Genomic DNA, 22,375 nt, shown 5'->3' on the forward strand with positions numbered 1-22,375 from the left:
CGGGCCTTTTGCGTAAACCTTGCCAGTTACAGGCTGGATACGTTCTCGGACAGGTATTTTGCAACGCCGTCTGGAGAGGCGTTCATACCTTCTTTACCTTTTTCCCACTGAGCCGGGCACACTTCACCGTGCTCTTCGTGGAACTGCAGCGCGTCAACCATGCGCAGCATTTCGTCGATGTTACGACCCAGCGGCAGATCGTTCACAACCTGGTGACGAACGATGCCGTTTGCGTCGATCAGGAAAGAACCACGCAGCGCAACGCCCGCGTCCGGATGTTCGATACCGTAAGCCTGCTGAATTTCACGTTTGATGTCCGCAACCATCGCGTATTTCACAGGACCGATGCCGCCGTTGTCGACAGGGGTGTTACGCCATGCGTTGTGTACAAACTCAGAGTCGAAGGAGACGCCAACCACTTCCACGCCACGCTTCTGGAATTCTTCATAACGTTTGTCGAACGCGATCAGCTCAGACGGGCAAACGAAGGTGAAATCCATCGGCCAGAAGAACAGAACGGTCGCTTTACCGTTGGTGTGCTGTTTGAAGTTGAAGTTCTCAACGATTTCACCGTTACCCAGTACAGCTGCTGCTGTAAAATCCGGAGCCGGACGAGTTACCAGAACCATATGATTCTCCTGTATTTACTAAGGTTATTTGGAACGCAACGCCGGCCAGTATAGAGAGTGTGGCGCCTTAACTCAAAGAGGCCCTAACAATCGTTCGATGAGCTTTTGCCTATCAATGACGCACCGGTTACAGCTGTCTGCTTTTTGCCTGCGCCATCATGCGTGGATAGAACTGCCAGAAACGGGTTTCGAGTGCGTCATAATGGTCGTCCAGATCTTGCCAGGAGTCGCGCAGGGCATCCAGACGCGGGCGGCGGCTGGCCATGCCATTAAGCACGTTCTGAATAAAATCCATATCGCGATAACGTTCCATCCAGCGCTCTGACCATAAGTAATGATTCAGATTCACAAAGCGTGGGGGAGAGTCGGGCAGGATGGTTGCTATCTGCGTCTGGGCATAGCGAACAAATTCTGACAGCGGCATCTCGGGTGAGAGCTGTGCCCAGTGCCGAGAGAGAAAGTGATCCCACATGACGTCCAGGGTAATCGGCGCGACGCGGCGGGTGTGAGGACGGAACCAGCCTTTCGCTTCGGTCACTTCGGGCAGGTTATCGGTCAACACGTCGATACGCCGGTGCATAAAAATACCCTCTACAACCTCGGGAGGGTACTCTTCTGCCGGGTTGCCGCGGACGAAATCGGCCAGCAAATTACCAGAAAGCGAGCTATCGGCCAGGTGAGCCAGGTGCAGGTGAGCGAGAAAATTCATGCGATTCGGTATCCGGAGTCGGCTAGTTGTTGCAGCAAAGTGGTGTGAGCACTAGACTAAGCCGCCTGTTTTTAAGTCACGAGTATAAGTCATGCGCGTCGCCGATTTCTCCTTTGAATTACCTGATTCCCTGATCGCTCACTATCCAATGCCTGAGCGCAGTAGCTGTCGCTTACTCTCTCTGGACGGGCCAACGGGCGCGCTGACGCACGGTACTTTCACCGATCTGCTCGATAAGCTCAACGCGGGCGATCTGCTGGTCTTTAACAATACCCGTGTGATCCCGGCCCGCCTGTTTGGTCGTAAAGCCAGCGGCGGAAAGATTGAAGTGCTGGTTGAGCGCATGCTGGATGATAAACGTATTCTGGCACATATTCGCGCATCCAAAGCGCCAAAGCCGGGCGCGGAACTGCTGCTGGGCGATGACGAGAGCATCAACGCGACCATGGTTGCGCGCCATGGTGCCCTGTTTGAAGTGCAGTTCAACGACGAACGTCCGGTGCTGGATATTCTGAATGCCATTGGCCATATGCCGCTGCCGCCCTATATTGAACGCCCGGACGAAGAGGCCGACCGCGAGCTGTACCAGACCGTCTATAGCCAGAAGCCAGGCGCAGTTGCTGCGCCGACGGCCGGCCTGCATTTTGACGAACCCCTGCTGGCAAAACTGCGCGATAAAGGTGTTGAGATGGCCTTTGTAACGCTGCACGTCGGCGCGGGCACCTTCCAGCCCGTGCGCGTGGACTCTATCGAAGACCACATCATGCACTCGGAATACGCAGAGGTCCCGCAAGAGGTTGTAGATGCGGTAATGGCGACCAAAGCGCGTGGCAACCGCGTTATCGCGGTGGGGACCACTTCTGTACGCTCGCTTGAGAGCGCGGCGCAGGCGGCCAAAAGCGAACTGATTGAACCCTTCTTTGGCGATACGCAAATCTTTATCTACCCGGGCTATCAGTACAAAGTGATTGATGCGCTGGTGACCAATTTCCACCTGCCTGAATCGACGCTGATTATGTTGGTTTCCGCCTTTGCGGGTTATCAGCATACGATGAATGCCTATAAGGCTGCGGTAGAACAAAATTATCGCTTTTTTAGCTACGGGGACGCGATGTTTATCACGTACAATCCGCAGGCTTTGAATGAGCGTGTCGGGGAATAAGTCCGCGGCACCGGAATAATGTGTTGGACTGTTTTTCTGACACAGAGGAAAAAAAATGAAATTTGAACTCGATACCACCGACGGTCGCGCACGCCGCGGTCGCCTGGTGTTTGATCGCGGCGTGGTAGAAACCCCCGCGTTCATGCCTGTGGGCACCTACGGCACCGTAAAAGGGATGACGCCGGAAGAAGTTGAAGCCACTGGCGCACAAATCATCCTCGGTAACACCTTCCACCTCTGGCTGCGTCCTGGCCAGGAGATCATGAAGCTGCACGGCGATCTGCACGACTTCATGCAGTGGAAAGGCCCCATTCTTACCGATTCCGGCGGTTTCCAGGTCTTCAGCCTCGGCGATATCCGCAAAATTACCGAAAAGGGTGTGCACTTCCGTAACCCCATCAACGGCGATCCGATCTTCCTTGATCCTGAAAAATCGATGGAAATTCAGTACGATCTCGGCTCCGATATCGTGATGATCTTCGATGAATGTACGCCATACCCGGCAGACTGGGATTACGCGAAGCGTTCCATGGAGATGTCACTGCGCTGGGCGCAGCGTAGCCGCGACCGTTTTGACTCGCTCGGCAACAAAAATGCGCTGTTCGGCATTATCCAGGGCAGTGTTTACGAAGATTTACGTGATATCTCGGTTAAAGGTCTGGTAGAGATAGGTTTTGATGGCTACGCTGTCGGCGGTTTGGCTGTGGGTGAGCCGAAGGAAGACATGCACCGTATCCTGGAGCACGTCTGCCCGCAAATCCCGGCTGATAAACCGCGATACCTGATGGGTGTGGGTAAACCAGAAGATCTGGTTGAAGGCGTTCGTCGCGGTATTGATATGTTTGACTGCGTGATGCCAACCCGCAATGCCCGTAATGGTCACCTGTTCGTGACCGATGGCGTGGTAAAAATTCGTAATGCGAAGCATAAAAGCGACACCAGCCCACTCGATGCCGAGTGCGATTGCTATACCTGTCGCAATTATTCTCGCGCGTACCTGCATCATCTTGATCGTTGCAACGAGATTCTGGGCGCGCGTCTCAATACCATTCACAATCTTCGTTATTATCAGCGCTTAATGGCTGGTTTACGTAAGGCCATTGAAGAGGGTAAATTAGAGAGCTTCGTGACCGATTTCTACCAACGTCAGGGCCGTGCTGTACCACCTTTGAACGTTGATTAATTTTAATAATGAGGGAATTTAAATGAGCTTTTTTATTTCTGATGCGGTAGCAGCAACTGGCGCTCCGGCGCAGGGCAGCCCAATGTCTCTGATCCTGATGCTGGTTGTGTTCGGTCTGATCTTCTACTTCATGATCCTGCGTCCACAGCAGAAACGCACCAAAGAGCACAAAAACCTGATGAACTCCATTGCGAAAGGCGATGAAGTGCTGACCAACGGTGGCCTGGTGGGTCGCGTGACCAAAGTAGCGGAAAACGGCTACATTGCTATCGCCCTGAACGACACCACTGAAGTGGTTATCAAACGTGACTTCGTAGCTGCCGTTCTGCCGAAAGGCACCATGAAGGCGCTGTAATCCAACCATTTCCCAAAGGGAACTGCCGTGTTAAACCGTTATCCTTTGTGGAAGTACATCATGCTGGTCGTCGTGATTATCGTCGGCCTGCTGTACGCGCTTCCCAACCTGTATGGTGAGGATCCGGCTGTTCAAATCACTGGCGCGCGCGGTGTCGCCGCCAGTGAGCAAACGCTGATCCAGGTCCAGAAAACGTTACAAGAAGAAAAAATTACCGCTAAGTCTGTGGCACTGGAAGAGGGCGCTATCCTTGCTCGCTTCGACTCCACCGATACGCAGCTCCGCGCTCGTGAAGCGCTGATGGGCGTGATGGGTGATAAATATGTCGTGGCGCTGAACCTTGCTCCTGCAACTCCGCGTTGGCTGGCTGCGCTAAACGCAGAGCCAATGAAACTCGGTCTCGACCTGCGTGGCGGTGTGCACTTCCTGATGGAAGTGGATATGGATACCGCGCTGGGCAAGCTGCAGGAACAGAACATCGACAGCCTGCGCAGCGATCTGCGTGATAAAGGCATCCCTTACACCACCGTGCGTAAGGAAGAGAACTACGGCATGAGCATCGCGTTCCGCGACGGCTCTGCACGCGACCAGGCGGTCACTTACCTGACGTCGCGTCACCGCGATCTGGTGATCACCTCGCAGGGCAGCAACCAGCTGCGCGCCGTGATGACCGATGCCCGTCTGAGCGAAGCGCGTGAATACGCCGTTCAGCAGAACATCAACATTCTGCGTAACCGTGTAAACCAGCTGGGGGTAGCCGAGCCGCTGGTACAGCGTCAGGGTGCTGACCGTATCGTGGTTGAACTGCCAGGTATCCAGGATACCGCGCGTGCGAAGGAGATTCTGGGCGCGACCGCGACCCTGGAGTTCCGTCTGGTAAACACCAACGTTGACCAGTCCGCAGCCGCCTCTGGCCGCGTACCGGGCGACTCTGAAGTGAAGCAGACCCGTGAAGGTCAGCCGGTGGTGATGTACAAACGTGTGATCCTGACCGGTGACCACATTACCGACTCCACTTCCAGCCAGGATGAATACAACCAGCCGCAGGTGAACATCTCGCTTGATAGCGCAGGTGGCAACATCATGTCTAACTTCACTAAGGACAACATCGGTAAACCGATGGCAACCCTGTTCGTGGAGTATAAAGACAGCGGTAAGAAAGATGCGAACGGTCGCTCGGTGCTGGTGAAAGAGGAAGAGGTGATTAACATCGCCAATATCCAGTCCCGACTGGGTAACAGCTTCCGTATCACCGGTATCAACAACCCGAACGAAGCACGTCAGCTGTCGCTGCTGCTGCGTGCCGGTGCGCTGATTGCGCCAATCCAGATTGTTGAAGAGCGTACCATTGGTCCAACCCTGGGTATGCAGAACATCAAACAGGGTCTGGAAGCCTGTCTGGCCGGTCTGGTGGTCTCCATCATCTTCATGATCTTCTTCTATAAGAAGTTTGGTCTGATCGCGACAAGTGCGCTGGTGGCGAACCTGGTCCTGATTATCGGCATCATGTCTCTGCTTCCGGGGGCGACGCTGACCATGCCGGGTATTGCGGGTATCGTTCTTACCCTTGCGGTGGCGGTCGACGCCAACGTACTGATAAACGAACGTATCAAAGAAGAGCTAAGCAACGGTCGTTCTGTGCAGCAGGCGATTGAAGAGGGCTACAAAGGGGCGTTCAGCTCCATCTTCGATGCGAACGTAACAACACTGATTAAGGTTCTTATCCTGTATGCAGTGGGTACTGGCGCTATCAAAGGCTTTGCGATTACTACCGGTATCGGTGTAGCAACGTCAATGTTTACCGCTATTGTCGGCACCCGTGCCATCGTGAACCTGCTGTACGGCGGCAAGCGCGTTAAAAAGCTGTCTATCTGAGGAGTGCGTTGTGGCACAGGAATATACTGTTGAACAATTAAACCACGGCCGTAAAGTCTGGGACTTTATGCGCTGGGACTACTGGGCCTTCGGCATATCAGGTTTTCTGCTGATTCTGTCCATCGTCATTATGGGCGTGAAAGGCTTCAACTGGGGTCTGGACTTCACCGGTGGTACGGTGATTGAAATCACCCTGGAAAAACCGGTCGATATGGACCAGATGCGCGAATCGCTGCAGAAAGCGGGCTTTGAAGAGCCGCTGCTGCAGAACTTCGGCAGCAGCCGCGACATCATGGTGCGTATGCCACCGGTACACGATGCCAACGGCAGCCAGGAGCTGGGCAGCAAGGTCGTTCAGGTTATCAATGAATCGACCAGCCAGAATGCAACGGTTAAGCGTATTGAGTTTGTTGGCCCGAGCGTGGGTGCAGACCTGGCCCAGACAGGTGCCATGGCGCTGCTGGTGGCGCTGATCTCCATCCTCGTTTATGTTGGCTTCCGCTTCGAGTGGCGCCTGGCGGCCGGGGTGGTTATTGCTCTGGCGCACGACGTGGTGATCACCATGGGCGTACTGTCGCTGTTCCACATTGAGATTGACCTGACGATTGTGGCATCCCTGATGTCCGTTATCGGTTACTCACTGAACGACAGTATCGTGGTATCTGACCGTATCCGTGAAAACTTCCGTAAGATCCGTCGCGGTACGCCGTACGAAATCTTTAACGTGTCGTTGACCCAGACGCTGCACCGTACCTTGATCACCTCCGGGACCACCTTGATGGTGATCCTGATGCTGTATCTCTTCGGTGGCCCGGTACTGGAAGGCTTCTCGCTGACCATGCTGATTGGTGTCTCTATCGGTACGGCGTCGTCCATTTACGTGGCGTCCGCACTGGCACTGAAACTCGGCATGAAGCGTGAGCACCTGATCCAGCAGAAGGTCGAAAAAGAAGGGGCGGATCAGCCGTCCATTCTGCCGTAAAGGCAACAGCGCGTTAAAACAGAATCCCGGTCGCAAGGCCGGGATTTTTTTGGGTACATCGCGCACGGATTTGGGTACTCTCCAGTGTGAATGCGAAATGACATGGAGCAATACCGATGGCCGTCATCACCCTCTCATCTGTTCCCCAACCGACCCTCTGGCACGATGTGCCATCTGTAACGCTAAGCGATGAAACTCTGCAGCAGCGCAAGGCGAAAGTCCTTAGCCGCATGGTACAGCAGGGGCTGGATACGCTGGTTATCTATGCCGACAAAGAGCACGGCGGCAATTTTGAATATCTCACCGGGTTTATCCCGCGCTTTGAAGAGGCGCTCCTGATACTGCAACAGACGGGGGAGGCGGCCCTGGTGCTGGGTAATGAAAACCTGAAGCTGGCGGCGCATGCCCGACTGGCGAACCGCGTTATCCATGCGCCGTGGTTTTCACTGCCAAACCAGCCGATGGATAATCAGCACTCCTTCCCGGAGTTGCTTCGTGAGGCGGGGCTCTCAGGCGCGAACACCGTTGGGCTGGCGGGCTGGAAGCTATTTACTGGCGCGCGCGACGACAGTTTGCAGATGTTCGATCTCCCCGCGTTTATTGTCGATGCCCTGCGCCTGGCGGCACCTCAGGCGCGGTTATGCAATGCAACGGGGATCTTTATCTCGCCCGAGAGCGGCGCCCGCATCACCAATAATGCAAACGAACTGGCGCACTACGAATACGGTGCCAATCTCGCCTCCACGGCAATTCTCACGGCGCTGAATGCCATCGCGCCCGGCAAAACCGAGAAGCAGATCGGCGCGCTGCTGGCGGCAGAGGGGCAGGCCAATAACGTGGTGATGATTGCCGCCACCGGGGAGCGTTTTGCTGATGCGAGGCTCTATCCGGGCGATAAAATCATTCAGCGCGGGGATAAATTCTCGCTGACGACCGGTTATAAAGGCGGCTTAAGCAGCCGTGCGGCTTATGTGGTGGCAGATGAAAATGAGCTAACACCGGCGGTAGCAGACTACCTCGAGGTGGTCGCCAAACCCTATTTCAATGCGGTGGTCAGTTGGCTGCAGCACCTGCGTATCGGCCTGCGTGGCGGTGAGATGTATGACCTGGTCGAACGGGTGTTGCCGAAAGCAGACTACCACTGGCACCTTAATCCGGGACATCTGGTGGCGGATGAGGAGTGGCTCTGCTCGCCCATTGGACCGAATTCGGCGGCAACATTACAAAGCGGCATGCTCCTGCAAATCGATATCATTCCCTCCCGCGCAGGATACGCTGGCGCCAGCATTGAAGATACCGTGGCGCTGGCGGACGAGGCGCTTCGCCACGAGATTCAGACCGCCTGGCCCGCGCTCTGGCAGCGTATTTGTACGCGCCGGGCCTATATTCAGACGCAGCTGGGCATCAGGCTGCCCGAGCAGGTTTTACCGCTTTCAAATACCGTCGGTTATCTGCGCCCGTGGCTGCTAAATCAATCGCTTGCCCTGATTTTTACTGAGTGAGCCACTCTGCTGACAGTATGCTGTCAGGAGGCCAGGCGTACACTCCTTCTGAACTTACTCAACAGGCAGGAGGATGTATGAATAACGTCATTAACTGGTTTGAAATTGCAGTGACGGATATGGAACGGGCCATCGCCTTTTATGAGCCGGTGATGCAGGTCTCGCTAAAACGTGAAGCAATGGACTGCGCGGAACTGGCCGTGTTCCCGCACGATGATCCGGCCGTCGGCGGTGCGCTGGCAAAATTTGACGGCATTGCGCCGTCGCAGCAGGGGGCGATTATCTATCTTCATACCCCAAACCTTGCGGCAACGCTCGATCGCGTGGCCTCAGCCGGGGGAGAATGTGTTTTCGGCCCGCTGGTCCTGCCGCGCGGCATTGGCACTATCGCGCTGTTTACGGACAGCGAAGGCAACCGGGTAGGGCTCCATCAGCCCGCCTGATAACGAGTGAAGGTGAAAATCGATGACCCGACGCGCTGACCGCCTGTTTCAGATCGTACAGATTCTGCGGGGCAGGCGGCTGACCACCGCCGCGCTGCTCGCTGAACGACTGGGCGTGTCGGCGCGCACGGTGTATCGCGATATCCGCGATCTGTCGCTGTCGGGCGTGCCGATAGAGGGCGAAGCCGGAAGTGGTTATCGACTGCTATCGGGCTTTGATTTGCCACCGTTGATGCTGACTAATCGCGAGTCCGAAGCGCTGATCGTTGCCATTCGCCTGCTCAAAACCTGGGGAGGTGAGTCGCTCTCAAAAGAACTGGAGTCGGCGCAGGAGAAAGTGCTCGCTATTTTGCCCGAAGAGAGCCGTCGCAAGGCCGAGCAGACGCGCATTTACGCGCCGGATATTGCCCTGCAACCCCATTCGAGAAGCGGCTTTGATGTCATTCATCAGGCGATATCTTCCCAGCAGGTGCTCGCGTTACATTATCGGGATGAGGCCGGGCAGCTCTCCTGGCGGGAGGTGCAGCCGTTAGGGCTGTTCTTCTGGGGAGAGCACTGGCTACTCGCAGCCTGGTGTGAGCGACGCAATGACTACCGCTGTTTTCGCCTCGACCGTTGCCTGACCATTACCCTGACCGGGCGACGCTTCAGCGAAAGTGCAGAACGTTCTCTGGCCGACTTTTTGCGTAAAGTGAAGCAATAAAAAAGCCAGCCCGGAGGCTGGCTTTCATACATTGAAGCGATGCTTAGAAGTTGTAACCGACAACCAGATAACCACCCCAGCCGGTAGTACGTGTGTTGAAGTTGCCATTGCCAAAGTTTAGCTCAGCATCGTCGTTCCACTGACCACCGTTGTGCCAGTAACGCGCAACAACAGAGTAATGCCAGTGATCGTAGTTCAGCGCCAGAATGTGGCTGGAGGCGATAGAGTCGTTGGTACGGGATTTATTGCCGTTCAGATCGTTGGCGCTGTCATCGCCTAAATCGGAACCCCAGTCAAAGTTGGTGAAGCCGATGTAGCTCAGGTTACCGCCCCACAGCTGGGTAATCGGCACGAAGTATTTCACTTTGAAACGGTAGCCATCCCACTCGTTTTCGTTCGCTGCACCGTAGTTCTGCCACTGGTATTTCGCGTACACGTTCAGGGAGAGGCTCATCGGCAGACCGGTATCGATGTCGGTACCCAGACCCATATACCAGGTGCTCTGGCGGCCATCTTTATTGCGACCCATGTCGTAGATGTAGTTGTTCGCGATGTACCACTCTTTGAATGGACCAAAGCTCAGATCGGTGCCGGTCAGCTTATCGATAGAGAAACGCGGCTCGATCTCCATGAACAGCGGAGAGCCGTGGTTCCAGATACCTTTCGCATCAGTGTTACCACCGAAGAATACCGGCGCATCCAGGTAACCATAGAAATCAAACCAGTCTTTCTTGGCAAACGCTTCGTATTCAAGGTAGGTATCGTTACGGATCTGAGGTCCGAAGCGGGTGTGGTAGCTACCAACCACGTTCACGCTCTGGTGCCACCAGTCGGAGACATATTCAGGTTTATCGTTTTCCGCTGCGTTAACAGAGAAAGTGGTTGAGAGCGCCAGAACTGCGCCAGCTGCCAGTAATGTTTTTTTCATAATGATGCCACTGATTTGAAATCCCTTACGGGAGTGAAAAATGCGCGAATAGCGTTTCTAAATATTTCGTGTTTCTGCGAGCCTATTATAGGAATCCGTGCTCACAAAAATATGTGTTGTTTCACATATCTCTCACATACGTAATCGATTGCGTTCACGTTTGCGTACTTTAAACGGAGCGGATTGTACTGGCAAACATTTATGTTGCCAATCTTTGCGGAATTTAAATGAAAGCGGAACGTGGTTACGTTCCGCTGAAGAGATTACTGCGCGACGGGCTGGATATCGTGGATGCGGACAAAACCGAGCTGTTCTGGGGTAACGCCATTCAACTGCAGTGGGATATCCACATCGCTCGGGGCGAGTACGCTGGCCGGCGCATTAATCAGCTGGCTTTGCACATTCACCTCCTGGAAATTATCTGTGGTGCCCTGGATCTGGCCCCACTCCACGGTGCCGCTAAAAGCGGGTAAGGGATCGTTAGACTCGCCCTGAATGCGCAGTGTCGCACGGGTACCGTCAGCATTGGGCGCCACGTCTACCAACGACATTCGCAGCGTGCCGATCTGGCTTTTCAGCCGCGCCGGAGTGTTAGCGCCCGGTAGCAGATAAACACCGCTGGTCGATTTCACATTCAGCGCGTTCTGCTGGGTGATCTTTACGGTTTCCTGGTTGAGCTCGCTCATGGTTTGGTTTAGCGCGCTCACGCTCTGGTTCATCTGGCGAACTTCGCTTTGCTGTGCACAGGCGCTAAGGCTAAAGAGGCTCCCCACCAGGAGAATTTTCAGGTAACGTCTTGTCATTGCGTTTAATTCCTTGAAATAACGGATGGTGATAAGCGTAGCCAACGAAGCAAGGCAGGGTATAGATCCATTATCTCAAAAACGCTCTTCCTTTGTTGTCAGCCCAGTTCAGGGTAAAATGGAACTCAGTTAACCCGAAAGTCAGGACACCGTATGCATTGCCCATTCTGTCTCGCCGTGGATACCAAAGTAATCGACTCCCGTCTGGTGGGGGAAGGCTCCTCCGTACGCCGCCGCCGGCAATGCCTGGTATGCAACGAACGTTTTACTACCTTTGAAGTGGCAGAGCTGGTTATGCCGCGGGTAGTGAAAAGCAACGATATTCGCGAACCCTTCAATGAAGAGAAGCTGCGAAGTGGAATGCTGAAAGCGCTGGAAAAACGCCCCGTCAGCGCAGATGACGTCGAAACGGCACTTAACCACATCAAATCCCATCTGCGCGGTACCGGCGAGCGCGAAGTGCCGAGCAAGATGATCGGCAACCTGGTGATGGAGCAGCTGAAAAAGCTCGATAAAGTGGCCTATATCCGCTTCGCTTCTGTCTACCGCAGCTTCGAAGATATTAAAGAATTTGGCGAAGAGATCGCCCGCCTACAGGATTAAGCCCATGCAGGATGAAATGTACATGGCGCGAGCCTTAAAGCTGGCGCAGCGCGGACGTTTTACTACCCATCCCAATCCCAACGTTGGCTGTGTAATTGTGAAAGAGGGCGAAATCGTCGGAGAAGGTTTTCACTTTCGCGCCGGCGAGCCGCATGCCGAAGTACACGCCCTGCGGATGGCCGGCGAGAAGGCGCGTGGGGCGACGGCTTACGTGACGCTTGAGCCTTGCAGCCATCATGGGCGCACGCCACCCTGCTGTGAAGCGCTGATTAACGCAGGGGTGACGCGCGTGGTGGCAGCGATGCAGGATCCTAATCCGCAGGTAGCCGGCCGTGGATTGTTCCGCCTGCAGCAGGAAGGGATTGAGGTGAGTCATGGCCTGATGATGCAGGACGCCGAAGCCATTAATAAAGGTTTCCTGAAGCGCATGCGGACGGGCTTTCCCTTTATTCAGTTAAAGCTCGGCGCCTCCCTTGATGGCCGTACGGCGATGGCCAACGGCGAGAGCCAGTGGATCACTTCTGCGCAATCAAGGCGCGATGTGCAACGTCTGCGCGCGCAAAGCCATGCTATTCTCACCACCAGTGACACCGTGCTGGCGGATAACCCGTCAATGACCGTGCGCTGGGACGATCTTTCTGCCGATACGCAGTCCTGCTATTCCCAGGATGACCTGCGTCAGCCGCTTCGCATCGTGCTGGACCGCCAAAACCGCGTCACGCCAGAGCATCGTATTGTTCAGCAACCAGGTGAAACGCTTTTTGTCCGCACCGGGGAAGATAGCCGCGCATGGCCGGAGGGCGTTCGAACGCTGATTGTACCCGAACATAATGGCCACCTCGATCTGGTGGTACTTATGATGCAGCTCGGCAGACAGCAGGTGAACAGCATCTGGGTTGAAGCAGGGCCGACCCTTGCCGGGGCGCTACTGCAGGCGGGGCTGGTGGATGAACTCATTGTTTACGTTGCCCCTAAACTGTTAGGCAACGACGCGCGTGGTCTGTTTGTCCTGCCGGGCCTTGAAAAACTGGCCGATGCACCGCAGCTTAAGTTCAGCGAGATACGCCCGATTGGACCCGATATTTGCCTGCATTTAATTCCCGCGTAAGGCTTACTGAAATAGGGAAGCAGTACGCAAATTATTATGATAAAATCCGCCCCCCTGCGGGGCCAAATGAACCCGTTAAGGAAGAGTATGAACATTATTGAAGCCGCTGTTGCTACCCCGGACGCTCGCGTCGCCATCACCATTGCGCGTTTTAACAACTTCATCAACGACAGCCTGCTGGAAGGTGCGGTAGACGCCCTGAAACGTATCGGTCAGGTGAAAGACGAAAATATTACCGTTGTCTGGGTTCCAGGCGCTTATGAACTGCCGCTGGCAGCAGGCGCGCTGGCGAAAACCGGCAAGTATGATGCGGTAATTGCGCTGGGTACGGTTATTCGTGGCGGTACCGCGCACTTTGAATATGTAGCAGGCGGTGCCAGCAATGGTCTGCTGCACGTTGCGCAGGATGCTGAAATTCCTGTCGCGTTTGGCGTGCTCACCACTGAAAGTATTGAACAAGCTATCGAACGCGCTGGCACCAAAGCCGGTAACAAAGGTGCAGAAGCTGCACTGACCGCGCTTGAAATGATTAATGTATTGAAAGCCATCAAGGCCTGATTTTTGTAAGGGGAATTCCGTGAAACCTGCTGCTCGTCGCCGCGCCCGTGAATGTGCCGTCCAGGCACTTTACTCCTGGCAGTTGTCCCAGAACGACATCGCTGATGTTGAATACCAGTTCCTGGCGGAACAAGACGTCAAAGGCGTTGATGTCCTGTACTTCCGTGAACTGCTGTCGGGAGTGGCGACTAATAGCGCGTATCTCGACGGACTGATGAAGCCATACCTGTCCCGTCTGCTCGAAGAGCTGGGCCAGGTTGAAAAAGCCGTACTGCGTATCGCCCTGTTCGAACTGTCCAAACGTGACGATGTGCCGTACAAAGTGGCCATCAACGAAGCGATCGAACTGGCGAAAACCTTCGGTGCTGAAGACAGCCATAAATTCGTCAATGGCGTGCTGGATAAAGCCGCTCCTGCGATCCGTCCCCACAAAAAGTGATCCGCAAACCGGAGTACTGTGCTGCCTTCGTGCGGTGTAGTCTCCGGTTTTTTCTTTTCTTAGCGAGGCATAACGTATGGCATGCGGCGAATTCTCCCTGATTGCCCGTTATTTTGACCGCGTCAGATCTTCTCGTCGTGATGTTGAAACCGGCATCGGTGACGACTGCGCACTGCTCAATATTCCGGAAAAACAGACGCTGGCCATCAGCACCGATACGCTGGTGTGTGGCAACCATTTTCTGGCGGACATCGATCCTGCCGATCTGGCGTACAAAGCGCTGGCGGTGAACGTCAGCGATCTGGCGGCGATGGGGGCCGACCCGGCGTGGTTAACGCTGGCGCTCACCCTGCCGAAGGTAGATGAAGCGTGGCTGGAAACGTTCAGCGATGCCCTTTTCGAGCAGCTTAACTACTACGATATGCAGCTGATTGGCGGCGATACCACAGCGGGCCCGCTGTCGATGACCCTGGCGATCCACGGCTATGTCCCGGCTGGACGGGCTCTGAAGCGCTCAGGCGCGAAGCCAGGAGACGGGATCTATGTGACCGGAACCCCTGGCGACAGTGCGGCCGGGCTGGCGATTTTACAAGACCGTCTGGTGGTTAAAGAGGCTGCTGATGCCGACTACCTGATAAAGCGTCATCTGCGTCCGACGCCACGCATTCTTCATGGGCAGGCGCTACGGGATCGTGCCAGTGCGGCAATCGATCTCTCTGATGGCTTGATTTCCGATCTTGGCCACATACTTAAGGCCAGCGGCGTAGGAGCGCGTGTCGATCTCGATACCTTCCCGCTTTCGGCGCCGCTGCGCCGCCATGCTGAGCCTGAACAGGCTCTACGCTGGGCGCTCTCGGGGGGTGAAGACTACGAGCTGTGTTTCACCGTGCCTGAACTGAATCGCGGTACGCTGGACGTAGCGCTTGGCCATCTGGGCGTTCCCTTTACCTGTATCGGCCAGATCCTGCCGGAAAGCGAAGGGATGCAGTTTTTGCGTGACGGAGAACCTGTCACGCTGGACTGGAAAGGCTACGATCACTTCGCGCAGTAAATAGTGCGTCCCCTCTCCTTGCGGGAGAGGGGATTCGGGGTTATTTAAACCCCACGACCGGATGCTGCTGATAGGGCGTCTCGAGTTCGGCGATCTGCTCCGGCGTAAGTGTTAGCTCAACCGCACGCAGCAACTCATCCAGCTGATCCTCGCGTGAAGCACCAATAATCGGTGCCGCTACCCCACGTTTACTCAGCAACCATGTCAGCGCCACCTGCGCGCGGGTTGCATGGGTCTCTTCTGCAATGGCGGCCAGACGTTCGGCGATCTGCGCATCGTTGGCGTCACTTTCTGAATAGAGGGTTTTGCCAAACTCATCCGAAACCGAGCGGGCCGTGGTCTCGCCCCAGGGACGGGTTAACCTGCCGCGCGCCAGCGGGCTCCAGGGGATCACCGCAACGCCTTCCTGATAGCAGAGCGGCAGCATCTCGCGCTCCTCTTCCCGATAGATGAGGTTATAGTGATTCTGCATTGTCACGAAGCGCGCCCAGCCATGTTGTGCCTGTAAATCCAGCGCCTGGGCAAACTGCGAGGCGTGCATGGAGGATGCGCCGATAAAACGTGCTTTCCCGGCTTTAACCACGTCGTTCAGCGCTTCGAGCGTCTCTTCGATAGGGGTGTTGTAATCCCAGCGATGGATTTGCAGCAGATCCACATAATCCATATTCAGCCGACGCAGGCTGTCGTCAATCGATCGCAGAATCTGTGCGCGGGAGAGCCCTTCCGGCAGGTCGCCTACCTGATGGTAAACCTTAGTGGCGACGACCACCTCGTCCCGACGTGCAAAGTCGCGCAGGGCGCGACCGACAATCTCTTCGCTGCTGCCGTCGGAATAGCTGTTTGCGGTATCAAAAAAGGTAATGCCGCCATCAAGGGCGTGCTTGATGAGCAGGCGACTGCTCTCTTCCGGCAGCGTCCAGGCGTGTTTACCCCGATCCGGCTCGCCAAATGTCATACAGCCCAGACAAAGACGGGAAACCTTAAGGTCTGTTTTTCCTAATGTTGTATATTGCATGGTTCCACTCCTGCTGTTTTAAACATGAGGTTTAAGCATAGCAGGAGCGGAAAGGGGGGAGGTGGGGTCAGGCCAGCCAGCTGCGAATTCTGGCTTCGATACCAGCGGCATCAAGTCCAATTTCTGCGCGGGCTTCATCCTGGGTGCCCTGGGCAATGAAGTGATCCGGCAGACCAAGGTTCAACACCGGTACTGGCTTGCGGTTCGCCATCAGCACTTCGTTCACGCCGCTGCCCGCGCCGCCCATAATCGCGTTCTCTTCCAGCGTGACCAGCATCTCGTGACTGGCGGCCATTTCAAGGATAAGCGCCTCGTCGAGCGGCTTCACAAAGCGCATATCAACCAGAGTCGCGTTTAGCGCGTCGGCGGCCTGAGCGGCTTCCGGCATCAGCGTGCCGAAGTTCAGGATCGCGACCTTTTCACCGCGACGCCTGATGACGCCTTTGCCAATCGCCATTTTTTGCAGAGGTTCAAGCTCAACGCCCAGGGCGTTACCGCGTGGATAGCGAACCGCACTTGGACCGTCCTGATAGTGATAGCCGGTATACAGCATCTGACGACATTCGTTTTCATCAGACGGGGTCATGATCACCATGTCAGGAATACAGCGCAGGAACGACAGATCGAATGCGCCCTGATGGGTCTGGCCGTCGGCACCGACAATGCCTGCGCGGTCGATAGCAAACAGCACCGGCAGCTTCTGGATAGCCACGTCGTGGATCACCTGATCGTAGGCGCGCTGCAGGAAGGTGGAGTAGATCGCCACGATCGGCTTATAGCCGCCAATCGCCAGACCAGCCGCGAAGGTCACCGCGTGTTGCTCGGCGATCGCCACGTCAAAATATTGATCCGGATATTTTTTAGAGAACTCAACCATGCCGGAGCCTTCGCGCATGGCGGGCGTAACGGCCATCAGCTTGTTATCTTTCGCTGCGGTTTCACACAGCCAGTCACCAAAGATTTTGGAGTAGCTCGGCATGCCGCCGCTGCTTTTCGGCAGACAGCCGCTGGTAGGGTCGAACTTCGGTACCGCGTGGAAAGTGATCGGATCTTTTTCCGCCGGTTCGTATCCGCGACCTTTTTTGGTCATGATATGCAGGAACTGCGGGCCTTTAAGGTCTCGCATGTTCTTGAGCGTAGTGACCAGCCCCAGCACATCGTGGCCATCGACCGGACCGATATAGTTAAAGCCCAGCTCTTCAAACAGCGTGCCTGGCACGACCATGCCTTTGATATGTTCTTCCGTACGCTTGAGCAGCTCTTTGATCGGCGGTACACCGGAGAAGACTTTTTTACCGCCTTCACGCAGGGTGGAATAGAGCTTACCGGAGAGCAGTTGCGCCAGATGATTATTGAGCGCGCCGACATTCTCGGAGATCGACATTTCGTTGTCGTTCAGCACCACCAGCATATCCGGTTTGATATCGCCCGCATGGTTCATTGCCTCGAAGGCCATACCCGCGGTGATCGCCCCGTCACCAATTACGCAGACGGTACGGCGCTGCTTGTTCTCTTTCTCTGCCGCGACGGCAATGCCGATACCGGCGGAAATCGAGGTGGAGGAGTGACCGACGCTTAAGACGTCGTATTCGCTCTCACCGCGCCAGGGGAACGGATGCAGCCCCCCTTTCTGGCGAATGGTGCCAATTTTATCGCGACGGCCAGTAAGAATTTTATGCGGATAAGCCTGATGGCCAACATCCCAAATCAGCTGATCGAAGGGGGTATTGTAGACGTAGTGCAGCGCTACGGTGAGCTCCACCGTGCCAAGCCCGGAGGCGAAGTGGCCGCTGGAACGACTTACGCTGTCGAGCAGATAGCGACGTAACTCATCGCACAGCTTCGGCAGGCTCTCTTTCGGCAACAGACGCAACTCCTGGGTGGAGTCAACCAACGCCAGTGTCGGGTATTTGGCAATATCAAAACTCATCAAAGGCTCATCGAGATATATAGTTTATTTATCACGCTGGATTATGTAGTCCGCTAGCGCTTCCAGTGCCGAGGTGTCCAGTGACTGCGCGGCCAGTTCATTTAGCGACTGGCGGGCATCATCAATCAGATCCCGGGCTTTACGTTGGGCTTGCTCAAGACCCAACAGGGCGGGGTAGGTACTTTTGCCAAGCTGCTGATCGGCACCCTGACGTTTACCCAATATTGCAGTATCGCCCACGACATCCAGAATGTCATCCTGAACCTGGAAAGCCAGACCGATACTTTCTGCGTAGCGATCCAGGATCGGCAGGGCGTTACGCCCTTGTTCGCCCGCGCTCAATGCGCCCAGACGAACGGCGGCGCGAATCAGTGCCCCGGTCTTGTGGCGATGAATGCGCTCCAGCTGTTCCAGCGTCACCTGGCGCCCTTCGGCTTCCAGATCCAGTGCCTGACCGCCGCACATACCCGCCACGCCGCTGGCCTGCGCCAGTTCGGAGATCATGGCCAGGCGGTCACGATCGGCCACCTCTGCCATCGGCGCATCACTCAGAATAGCAAACGCCAGGGTTTGTAGCGCATCGCCCGCCAGAATGGCATTCGCTTCGCCAAACTTAATGTGGCAGGTTGGCTGGCCGCGGCGCAGATCGTCATCATCCATCGCCGGTAAATCGTCGTGCATTAATGAGTAAGCATGAATACACTCAACGGCGGCCGCGGGGGCGTCCAGCGTTCCGGTGCTGATACCAAACATGTTGCCGGTGGCATAGACCAGGAACGGGCGCAGACGTTTGCCGCCCAACAGTGCGCCATAGTGCATGGCGCCGACCAGCGGAGTGTTCTGAAAAGGCTGTGGCTCAATGAAACGGCGAAGCGCGTCGTTAGCACGCTCGACGCACGTCTGAAGCTGATTCGCAAAATCCATTTACTCAGCGTCCGGTGTAAAAGGGGTGGGGGCAGCATCTTCGCTATTAGTAAGCAGGATCTGCACGCGCTGTTCAGCTTGCTGCAGCTTAACTTGGCCCTGACGCGCCAGCTGCACGCCGCGCTCGAACTCATTCAGCGCCTCTTCCAGCGGCAGATCGCCACTTTCCAGACGGGTAACGATTTGCTCTAGTTCACCCAGCGCAGTTTCGAAACTGGCGGGTGCGTCATTTTTCTTTGGCATAGTGAATTGACTCTACTGTTTTTGCCTGTTCATGGTAACGGACTCAGGCTGATAAGCAAATAACGCGCAATATGCACAGGAGCCGCGCGATGGTGGTATACTTGCGCGCCTGGATGCAGTCTTCGGTATAGGGGCTGCTGTACTTTTCCATCACAAGCCTCTCAGGGCTTGCCAAAGAACCATTGCCGCCATGAAGTTTATCATTAAATTGTTCCCTGAAATCACCATCAAAAGCCAATCTGTGCGTTTGCGCTTTATTAAAATTCTGACCGGGAACATTCGTAACGTATTAAAGCACTATGACGAAACCCTCGCTGTGGTTCGCCACTGGGACCACGTTGAAGTGCGCGCCAAAGATGAAAATAAGCGTATTGATATTCGCGATGCGCTCACCCGTATTCCGGGCATCCACCATATTCTGGAAGTCGAGGACGTGCCGTTCACGTCTCTGCATGACATCTTCGAGAAGGCGCTGGCGCAGTACCGCGACCAGATCGAAGGCAAAACCTTCTGCGTTCGCGTAAAGCGCCGCGGTAAACATGAATTTAGCTCAATTGAAGCTGAACGCTATGTGGGCGGCGGGCTGAACCAGCACGTTGAATCGGCGCGCGTGAAGCTGACCGACCCGGATGTGACCGTTCACCTTGAGATCGAAAATGATCGCCTGTTACTGGTGAAAGGGCGCTACGAAGGGATTGGCGGTTTCCCCATCGGTACCCAGGAAGATGTGCTGTCGCTTATCTCCGGTGGGTTCGACTCCGGCGTATCCAGCTATATGCTTATGCGTCGCGGCTGTCGTGTGCACTACTGTTTCTTTAATCTGGGTGGCGCCGCGCATGAAATCGGCGTTCGTCAGGTTGCACACTATCTATGGAACCGCTTTGGTAGCTCCCACCGCGTGCGTTTTGTGGCGATAAACTTCGAACCCGTGGTCGGCGAGATCCTCGAGAAAGTGGAAGATGGCCAGATGGGGGTGATACTGAAGCGCATGATGGTGCGTGCGGCCTCCCAGGTTGCTGAGCGCTACGGCGTGCAGGCGCTGGTCACCGGCGAAGCGCTGGGACAGGTTTCCAGCCAGACGCTGACCAACCTGCGCCTGATCGACAACGTCTCTGATACTCTGATCCTCCGCCCGCTGATCTCTCACGATAAAGAGCATATCATCGACCTGGCGCGTGAAATCGGTACCGCTGACTTCGCCCGCACCATGCCGGAATATTGTGGCGTGATTTCAAAAAGCCCAACGGTGAAAGCGGTGAAGGGAAAAATCGAAGCGGAAGAAGAAAACTTCGACTTCAGTATCCTGGATAAAGTGGTCGCCGAAGCGTCCAATATCGATATTCGCGAGATTGCTCAGCAGACCGAGCAGGACGTTGTGGAAGTGGAAACCGTGAAAGGTTTCAGCGCTAACGATGCGATTCTGGATATCCGCTCTATTGATGAACAGGATGACAAACCACTGCAGGTTGAGGGTGTGGAGGTAGTTTCACTGCCATTCTACAAACTGAGCACGAAGTTTGGTGACCTCGACCAGAACAAAACGTATTTGCTGTGGTGTGAGCGTGGGGTGATGAGCCGCCTGCAGGCGCTCTATCTCCGCGAGCAGGGCTTTGCCAACGTGAAGGTGTATCGCCCGTAATACGATAACGGCAACCCCAGGGTTGCCGTTTTTTTATTCGTAGTAATTATAAATGCCCGCCGCCATAACCAGTTGAGATGCCACTTCATGAGCTTTCTCGCGTCCAGCCAGTAGCTGAATAATCTTCAGCGCAAAATCAATCGATGTACCTGGCCCCTGGCTGGTTAACAGATTGACGCGCGGATCCCAGACCACGCGTTTATCCACCCATTGCTCTTCGGGGATACGATCTTTAAGCGTCGGGAAACCCGTCATGTTGCCGACAGGAAACAGGTTATGAGGCACAAGCACCGTGCCCGCTGCGGCGCAAATGGCCGCGACGATACGCCCAGAAAGATGGAACTGACGCACAGTCTCTACCAGCAGGGGGCTGTCCCGAAAACACTCTGCCCCTTTCAGACCACCCGGTAACACGATGATGTCGTAATCACCATCCGCCACCTCTACCAGCGGGGCATCGGCGAGGAGCTTCACGCCGCGTGAACAGACAATTGCCAGGTTACCATCGCTGGCTACGCTGGCGGTGGTAACGTTAATGCCGCCGCGCACCAGTAAATCAATGGTCGTGACTGCTTCGGTCTCTTCGCTACCAGGGGCGAGGCATACCAGTGCCGACGCGCTCATACTCACTCTCCTTACGTTTAACCATGTCATACAGACGGGCGTTTTCCGGCACGCTAATGCCGTGGGCTCGCGCCCGTTTAAGTAAATACCCGGTAATATAATCGATCTCAGTGTGACGCTGGGCACGCACGTCCTGCAGCATTGAAGAGATATTTTCTGCTGTACTTTCAATAACCTGATCGACGTAATAACGGAGATCGTCAGCGGAGGTGTGTAAGCCTTCCCGCTCCACCACCGACGCGACCTCCGCGCAGAGCGTGGCCACCAGTTGCTGATGATTTTTTAATTCGCCGTTTGGACAATTCCAGAGCGCCGTCAGGGGATTGATCACGCAGTTTACCGCCAGCTTACGCCAGAGCTGTGGACGAATATGATTATGCCAGGCCACATCGGGTAAAACGTCCTGCAGCGTATCGGCCAGGTAGCTGTAATCCCCATCCTGCGCCCGGGCCGGGCCAATATGGGTGACGCCGCCAGCGACGTGAACAATGATATTGCCATCGCGCCGCGCCGCGTGCGTGGTGGTGGCCATCAAAAGCGGCTGGTGGATACTTTTTAGCTCATCAATGGTGCCCATACCGTTATGTAGCAACAACACAGGGGATGAGGCGGGTAGCGTGGCGGCCAGCGCTTTAACGGCATCGGAAACTTGCCAGGCCTTCAGGGTCACCAGCAGCATATCGCTCTGGGCGAGAAAATCGGGATCGTTGGCGGTAAGCGATTCATTAAAAATCGTCCCGTCCTCTTCAATCAGGTTCACACTGCAATAAGGCTGGGGCACGCGCAACCAACCCTGAACATCGTGACCATGCTTACGCAGCGCAGTAAGCCAAAGCTGGCCCAGGGCTCCGCATCCAAGCACAGTAATTTTCATTGTTCCTCCTCACCTGCAACTGCGCCAGGTGTTACGGCCTAAGTATAGCGCCGTCAGCTAAGCTTCTGTTGAGTTATGCCTCGTAGCGGGTAT

The 22,375-nt window shown here is 55.4% G+C and carries 24 protein-coding genes; 14 read left to right on the forward strand and 10 right to left on the reverse strand.

The window, feature by feature from the left end:
• Positions 1-26 precede the first annotated feature (26 nt).
• Positions 27-629 (reverse strand): peroxiredoxin, encoded by a 603-nt coding sequence (locus WFN75_RS00505; RefSeq protein ID WP_040076949.1) that lies wholly within the window; start codon positions 627-629, stop codon positions 27-29.
• Positions 630-756: 127 nt separating this feature from the next.
• Entirely contained in the window at positions 757-1,338 is a 582-nt protein-coding gene (gene acpH, locus WFN75_RS00510) for an ACP phosphodiesterase (protein ID WP_207293093.1), read from the reverse strand.
• Positions 1,339-1,429: 91 nt separating this feature from the next.
• Here acpH and queA point away from each other — a divergent pair, with 91 nt between their 5' ends.
• The 8 genes from queA (at position 1,430) to WFN75_RS00550 (ending at position 9,543) form a co-directional block, all read left to right on the forward strand.
• Complete coding sequence (gene queA / locus WFN75_RS00515; protein ID WP_336995429.1) at positions 1,430-2,500, forward strand: tRNA preQ1(34) S-adenosylmethionine ribosyltransferase-isomerase QueA; 1,071 nt, start codon at positions 1,430-1,432, stop codon at positions 2,498-2,500.
• A gap of 55 nt (positions 2,501-2,555) precedes the next feature.
• Positions 2,556-3,683 carry a tRNA guanosine(34) transglycosylase Tgt gene (tgt, locus tag WFN75_RS00520; protein ID WP_040076946.1) on the forward strand — a complete coding sequence of 376 codons (1,128 nt, stop codon included), beginning with the start codon at positions 2,556-2,558 and terminating at the stop codon, positions 3,681-3,683.
• A gap of 22 nt (positions 3,684-3,705) precedes the next feature.
• A complete protein-coding gene (gene yajC, locus WFN75_RS00525) occupies positions 3,706-4,038 on the forward strand; it encodes a preprotein translocase subunit YajC (protein ID WP_003859109.1) in 333 nt (110 codons plus the stop codon).
• Between the two features lie 27 nt (positions 4,039-4,065).
• Complete coding sequence (gene secD, locus WFN75_RS00530; RefSeq protein WP_046884474.1) at positions 4,066-5,913, forward strand: protein translocase subunit SecD; 1,848 nt, start codon at positions 4,066-4,068, stop codon at positions 5,911-5,913.
• Between the two features lie 10 nt (positions 5,914-5,923).
• A complete protein-coding gene (secF, locus tag WFN75_RS00535; protein ID WP_046884473.1) occupies positions 5,924-6,895 on the forward strand; it encodes a protein translocase subunit SecF in 972 nt (323 codons plus the stop codon).
• 116 nt (positions 6,896-7,011) lie between these two features.
• Complete coding sequence (locus WFN75_RS00540) at positions 7,012-8,397, forward strand: M24 family metallopeptidase (protein ID WP_263616373.1); 1,386 nt, start codon at positions 7,012-7,014, stop codon at positions 8,395-8,397.
• 77 nt (positions 8,398-8,474) lie between these two features.
• Complete coding sequence (locus WFN75_RS00545; protein WP_336995430.1) at positions 8,475-8,840, forward strand: VOC family protein; 366 nt, start codon at positions 8,475-8,477, stop codon at positions 8,838-8,840.
• Between the two features lie 22 nt (positions 8,841-8,862).
• Entirely contained in the window at positions 8,863-9,543 is a 681-nt protein-coding gene (locus WFN75_RS00550; protein ID WP_040076941.1) for a helix-turn-helix transcriptional regulator, read from the forward strand.
• 43 nt (positions 9,544-9,586) lie between these two features.
• Here WFN75_RS00550 and WFN75_RS00555 read toward each other — a convergent pair whose 3' ends face one another.
• Together WFN75_RS00555 and WFN75_RS00560 are read right to left on the reverse strand one after the other, a co-directional pair.
• Positions 9,587-10,471 (reverse strand): nucleoside-specific channel-forming protein Tsx, encoded by an 885-nt coding sequence (locus WFN75_RS00555; RefSeq protein WP_336995431.1) that lies wholly within the window; start codon positions 10,469-10,471, stop codon positions 9,587-9,589.
• 263 nt (positions 10,472-10,734) lie between these two features.
• On the reverse strand, positions 10,735-11,274 hold the full coding sequence (locus WFN75_RS00560; RefSeq protein ID WP_046884469.1) for a DUF3251 domain-containing protein: 540 nt from the start codon (positions 11,272-11,274) through the stop codon (positions 10,735-10,737).
• Between the two features lie 153 nt (positions 11,275-11,427).
• Between WFN75_RS00560 and nrdR the strand changes: the two genes are divergently transcribed.
• The 5 genes from nrdR (at position 11,428) to thiL (ending at position 15,033) form a co-directional block, all read left to right on the forward strand.
• Complete coding sequence (nrdR, locus tag WFN75_RS00565; protein ID WP_040076938.1) at positions 11,428-11,877, forward strand: transcriptional regulator NrdR; 450 nt, start codon at positions 11,428-11,430, stop codon at positions 11,875-11,877.
• 4 nt (positions 11,878-11,881) lie between these two features.
• A complete protein-coding gene (gene ribD, locus WFN75_RS00570; RefSeq protein WP_336995432.1) occupies positions 11,882-12,985 on the forward strand; it encodes a bifunctional diaminohydroxyphosphoribosylaminopyrimidine deaminase/5-amino-6-(5-phosphoribosylamino)uracil reductase RibD in 1,104 nt (367 codons plus the stop codon).
• 87 nt (positions 12,986-13,072) lie between these two features.
• Complete coding sequence (gene ribH / locus WFN75_RS00575; protein ID WP_040076935.1) at positions 13,073-13,543, forward strand: 6,7-dimethyl-8-ribityllumazine synthase; 471 nt, start codon at positions 13,073-13,075, stop codon at positions 13,541-13,543.
• Between the two features lie 19 nt (positions 13,544-13,562).
• Positions 13,563-13,982, forward strand: coding sequence for a transcription antitermination factor NusB (nusB, locus tag WFN75_RS00580; protein WP_040076933.1), 420 nt, complete (start codon positions 13,563-13,565; stop codon positions 13,980-13,982).
• Positions 13,983-14,058: 76 nt separating this feature from the next.
• The gene (thiL, locus tag WFN75_RS00585) at positions 14,059-15,033 is read left to right on the forward strand and encodes a thiamine-phosphate kinase (RefSeq protein ID WP_336995433.1); all 975 of its coding nucleotides are present in this window, start codon (positions 14,059-14,061) and stop codon (positions 15,031-15,033) included.
• A 40-nt stretch (positions 15,034-15,073) separates the two neighbouring features.
• Here the strand turns inward: thiL and WFN75_RS00590 are convergent, their stop codons facing one another.
• The 4 genes from WFN75_RS00590 to xseB form a co-directional block, all read right to left on the reverse strand.
• The gene (locus WFN75_RS00590; RefSeq protein ID WP_336995434.1) at positions 15,074-16,048 is read right to left on the reverse strand and encodes an aldo/keto reductase; all 975 of its coding nucleotides are present in this window, start codon (positions 16,046-16,048) and stop codon (positions 15,074-15,076) included.
• A 67-nt stretch (positions 16,049-16,115) separates the two neighbouring features.
• Positions 16,116-17,978, reverse strand: coding sequence for a 1-deoxy-D-xylulose-5-phosphate synthase (dxs, locus tag WFN75_RS00595; RefSeq protein ID WP_336995435.1), 1,863 nt, complete (start codon positions 17,976-17,978; stop codon positions 16,116-16,118).
• A gap of 24 nt (positions 17,979-18,002) precedes the next feature.
• Positions 18,003-18,902, reverse strand: coding sequence for a (2E,6E)-farnesyl diphosphate synthase (ispA, locus tag WFN75_RS00600; protein ID WP_046884465.1), 900 nt, complete (start codon positions 18,900-18,902; stop codon positions 18,003-18,005).
• Complete coding sequence (gene xseB / locus WFN75_RS00605; protein WP_212477035.1) at positions 18,903-19,145, reverse strand: exodeoxyribonuclease VII small subunit; 243 nt, start codon at positions 19,143-19,145, stop codon at positions 18,903-18,905.
• A 190-nt stretch (positions 19,146-19,335) separates the two neighbouring features.
• On the opposite strand from xseB, the gene thiI reads away from it, so the two are divergent.
• Positions 19,336-20,784, forward strand: coding sequence for a tRNA uracil 4-sulfurtransferase ThiI (thiI, locus tag WFN75_RS00610; RefSeq protein ID WP_040076926.1), 1,449 nt, complete (start codon positions 19,336-19,338; stop codon positions 20,782-20,784).
• Between the two features lie 33 nt (positions 20,785-20,817).
• Here thiI and yajL read toward each other — a convergent pair whose 3' ends face one another.
• Both yajL and panE read right to left on the reverse strand, forming a co-directional pair.
• Entirely contained in the window at positions 20,818-21,408 is a 591-nt protein-coding gene (gene yajL, locus WFN75_RS00615; protein ID WP_207293100.1) for a protein deglycase YajL, read from the reverse strand.
• Positions 21,371-22,282, reverse strand: a complete 912-nt coding sequence (gene panE, locus WFN75_RS00620) for a 2-dehydropantoate 2-reductase (RefSeq protein ID WP_212477033.1) — start codon at positions 22,280-22,282, stop codon at positions 21,371-21,373. Before panE ends, yajL begins: the two co-directional genes overlap by 38 nt.
• Between the last annotated feature and the right edge of the window lie 93 nt (positions 22,283-22,375).

This window comes from Leclercia sp. UBA7405, from assembly GCF_037152215.1.
Taxonomy (GTDB): domain Bacteria; phylum Pseudomonadota; class Gammaproteobacteria; order Enterobacterales; family Enterobacteriaceae; genus Enterobacter; species Enterobacter pneumoniae.

Coding starts and splice junctions, on each gene's coding strand:
- acpH (WP_207293093.1), bottom strand. CDS start 1,338: ATGAATTTTCTCGCTCACCTGCACCTGGCTCACCTGGCCGATAGCTCG.
- WFN75_RS00555 (WP_336995431.1), bottom strand. CDS start 10,471: ATGAAAAAAACATTACTGGCAGCTGGCGCAGTTCTGGCGCTCTCAACC.
- panE (WP_212477033.1), bottom strand. CDS start 22,282: ATGAAAATTACTGTGCTTGGATGCGGAGCCCTGGGCCAGCTTTGGCTT.
- tgt (WP_040076946.1), top strand. CDS start 2,556: ATGAAATTTGAACTCGATACCACCGACGGTCGCGCACGCCGCGGTCGC.
- WFN75_RS00545 (WP_336995430.1), top strand. CDS start 8,475: ATGAATAACGTCATTAACTGGTTTGAAATTGCAGTGACGGATATGGAA.
- yajC (WP_003859109.1), top strand. CDS start 3,706: ATGAGCTTTTTTATTTCTGATGCGGTAGCAGCAACTGGCGCTCCGGCG.
- queA (WP_336995429.1), top strand. CDS start 1,430: ATGCGCGTCGCCGATTTCTCCTTTGAATTACCTGATTCCCTGATCGCT.
- WFN75_RS00505 (WP_040076949.1), bottom strand. CDS start 629: ATGGTTCTGGTAACTCGTCCGGCTCCGGATTTTACAGCAGCAGCTGTA.
- thiL (WP_336995433.1), top strand. CDS start 14,059: ATGGCATGCGGCGAATTCTCCCTGATTGCCCGTTATTTTGACCGCGTC.
- nrdR (WP_040076938.1), top strand. CDS start 11,428: ATGCATTGCCCATTCTGTCTCGCCGTGGATACCAAAGTAATCGACTCC.
- yajL (WP_207293100.1), bottom strand. CDS start 21,408: ATGAGCGCGTCGGCACTGGTATGCCTCGCCCCTGGTAGCGAAGAGACC.
- xseB (WP_212477035.1), bottom strand. CDS start 19,145: ATGCCAAAGAAAAATGACGCACCCGCCAGTTTCGAAACTGCGCTGGGT.
- WFN75_RS00540 (WP_263616373.1), top strand. CDS start 7,012: ATGGCCGTCATCACCCTCTCATCTGTTCCCCAACCGACCCTCTGGCAC.
- WFN75_RS00550 (WP_040076941.1), top strand. CDS start 8,863: ATGACCCGACGCGCTGACCGCCTGTTTCAGATCGTACAGATTCTGCGG.
- ribD (WP_336995432.1), top strand. CDS start 11,882: ATGCAGGATGAAATGTACATGGCGCGAGCCTTAAAGCTGGCGCAGCGC.
- thiI (WP_040076926.1), top strand. CDS start 19,336: ATGAAGTTTATCATTAAATTGTTCCCTGAAATCACCATCAAAAGCCAA.
- ribH (WP_040076935.1), top strand. CDS start 13,073: ATGAACATTATTGAAGCCGCTGTTGCTACCCCGGACGCTCGCGTCGCC.
- WFN75_RS00560 (WP_046884469.1), bottom strand. CDS start 11,274: ATGACAAGACGTTACCTGAAAATTCTCCTGGTGGGGAGCCTCTTTAGC.
- WFN75_RS00590 (WP_336995434.1), bottom strand. CDS start 16,048: ATGCAATATACAACATTAGGAAAAACAGACCTTAAGGTTTCCCGTCTT.
- dxs (WP_336995435.1), bottom strand. CDS start 17,978: ATGAGTTTTGATATTGCCAAATACCCGACACTGGCGTTGGTTGACTCC.
- ispA (WP_046884465.1), bottom strand. CDS start 18,902: ATGGATTTTGCGAATCAGCTTCAGACGTGCGTCGAGCGTGCTAACGAC.